This window comes from Marinobacter sp. EN3, assembly GCF_000475315.1.
Classification (GTDB): Bacteria; Pseudomonadota; Gammaproteobacteria; order Pseudomonadales; family Oleiphilaceae; genus Marinobacter; species Marinobacter nauticus.
Map to the genome: position 1 here is coordinate 1 of NZ_AXCC01000080.1, position 2075 is coordinate 2075.

Annotated in this window: 3 protein-coding genes and 1 pseudogene; 2 read left to right on the forward strand and 2 right to left on the reverse strand. The window is 53.0% G+C overall.

Annotated features, from left to right (window positions below):
- Both Q675_RS38535 and sodC read right to left on the reverse strand, forming a co-directional pair.
- Positions 1 to 146 (reverse strand): annotated as a pseudogene (locus Q675_RS38535) (MBL fold metallo-hydrolase); the annotation flags it as partial.
- Between the two features lie 124 nt (positions 147 to 270).
- A complete protein-coding gene (gene sodC / locus Q675_RS36335) occupies positions 271 to 819 on the reverse strand; it encodes a superoxide dismutase family protein (protein ID WP_023012144.1) in 549 nt (182 codons plus the stop codon).
- 212 nt (positions 820 to 1031) lie between these two features.
- Here sodC and Q675_RS36340 point away from each other — a divergent pair, with 212 nt between their 5' ends.
- Entirely contained in the window at positions 1032 to 1460 is a 429-nt protein-coding gene (locus Q675_RS36340; RefSeq protein ID WP_023012145.1) for a nucleotidyltransferase substrate binding protein, read from the forward strand.
- The gene (locus tag Q675_RS36345) at positions 1447 to 1773 is read left to right on the forward strand and encodes a nucleotidyltransferase family protein (protein WP_023012146.1); all 327 of its coding nucleotides are present in this window, start codon (positions 1447 to 1449) and stop codon (positions 1771 to 1773) included. Before Q675_RS36340 ends, Q675_RS36345 begins: the two co-directional genes overlap by 14 nt.
- The last annotated feature ends 302 nt before the right edge of the window (positions 1774 to 2075 follow it).

Genomic DNA, 2075 nt, shown 5'->3' on the forward strand with positions numbered 1-2075 from the left:
ACCGGAAACTTGGCCCAGTTTCGGCGGCGCAGGGTTTTCACGCCCTGGTACATGCCACAATCCACCAGCATGCGGTGATTGTCGTCGGAAAGCAGATAACGGGAGCCGGTGACGGTGCCTGTACCACCGAGGAAGCGGAGTTTCATAGGCGCGTAAGTCCTTGTCTGGTTGGCGATAGACAAAGCTTAACGTAATTTTCCGGTGAAGGGAGTGCTGTGGAGAGAGGAATTGACCCCGGTCAGTGGTGATCACCGGGGCCTGATGAAGGCTTTAACCCGCAACAACACCGCAGGCCACTCTGGCACCGCCACCCCCAAGAGGCTGGGGTGAATCCGAGTAATTGTCTCCCCCACCGTGAATCACCAGGGCCCGGCCTTTAAAATCGCTCAGCTGCAGCCGCGGCGCAATATTGGTCTGGGCGTTTTCTCCCTCCTGGCCAACGTGCAGCCTCGGCAGGTCGCCAAGATGTCCGGATTTATCGAACGGGCCTTTGTGCTTCCCGGTATTTTCTGGGTCGTAGTGTCCACCGGCGGCCCCTGCAGGCGTTGCTTTTCCGTCTTTTTCTACTGGGCTGCAGTCCGGATTTTCATGAAGGTGAAAGCCGTGAATTCCGGGCGATAGCCCAGTCAGGTCAGACTCAATCAGCACGCCCTGATCGTAAGCGGTGAGTGTAACCGTGCCTATCGAATCCCCGCGACCTTCCACGCCGGCCTCAAACACTTCCACCTCAAGCTTTGGCTCTGCGATTGCCTGTGAAGCCGCCAGAATCAAAGCCGCGGCGGTTGTGATAAGAGATAACCCCTGCATAATGCGATGCATGCTGTTCTCCTTTTCCATTGCTGTTGAAAGAAGACGCCTCCACCTTCAAATTGAGAGCGCTCAGCCACAAGCGTAGTTATGATTTTCTATTTTTAAAATCTTTGTTTAGGCAAGAAACAGCGCACAATCACCTTTATAAGCCTCGGCCCAGGTCGTTTCGCAGCCCCACGTCATGGTATTCTTCGATGAAGGATCAAACACGAGCACAAAACATGGCCGAGCAGGATATCCGCTGGCTCCAGCGATTTAGTAACTTCAGAAAGGCATTCTCCCAGCTGGATTCGGCTGTAAAATTATGCCGAACCCGCGACCTCTCAGACCTCGAAAAACAGGGATTGATTCAGGCCTTTGAATATACCTATGAGCTATCCTGGAATGTGATTCGTGATTACTTCCGGTGGCAAGGCAACGGCAATATTGTCGGCTCTCGCGATGCGATTCGTGAAGCTTTCGCCAATGGTCTGATCGAAGACGGAGAAGGCTGGATGCGCATGCTGAAAGACAGAAACCGCACATCCCACACCTATAACGAAGAAACCGCCAGGGAAATCCTCACCAACATTCTGGCGCAATATCATCCGCTGTTTGCTGCACTGCAAACCCGGATAGAGCAGGAAGCGGAAAAGCATGGCCTTGCCTGAACCATCAACGGTGAAAGAAGCGTTTGGGCTGCCTCCGCAGGTTATCAAAAGGTTGCAGACTATATTCTCGCAGCACCACGAGATTGAGCAGGTTACCCTCTACGGCTCTCGCGCTAAAGGCAATTATCGGTACAACTCGGATATCGATTTAATGATGACCGCGCCGACACTTTCCTGGCAGGAATTTAACCAGATAGAGCTGGAAATTGACGATCTGCTGTTGCCCTGGAAAGTGGATCTTGCCCTGAAGCACCAGGTAGACAATGAAGAACTACTTGAGCATGTAGCCCGGGTTGGTATACGCATCTATTGAACCATGGGCCACCGGCCGACCCATTTTAACTCCGCTTTTTTTGATCTTTAGCAAGATCAGCACTCAAGCACCCGACTATTCTTTGGCCTTTCCGAAGAAGTAGGTGGCTTATGTTTGGTAGTTCACACTTGAGGAAACTGTTGATCGTCGCGTGCCTGACAGCCTCTCCCATGGTTGCTGCAAGCTCTGCAGGCGAAGCCATGACACAGCTGAACGCCATTATGGCCGATGATACCAAACGCCAGGCCAGCTACGAGGCCGGCCACGAACGCATCCGCTTCTGTGGCTATTGTCACGGCGAG

Coding starts and splice junctions, on each gene's coding strand:
- sodC (WP_023012144.1), bottom strand. CDS start 819: ATGCATCGCATTATGCAGGGGTTATCTCTTATCACAACCGCCGCGGCT.
- Q675_RS36340 (WP_023012145.1), top strand. CDS start 1,032: ATGGCCGAGCAGGATATCCGCTGGCTCCAGCGATTTAGTAACTTCAGA.
- Q675_RS36345 (WP_023012146.1), top strand. CDS start 1,447: ATGGCCTTGCCTGAACCATCAACGGTGAAAGAAGCGTTTGGGCTGCCT.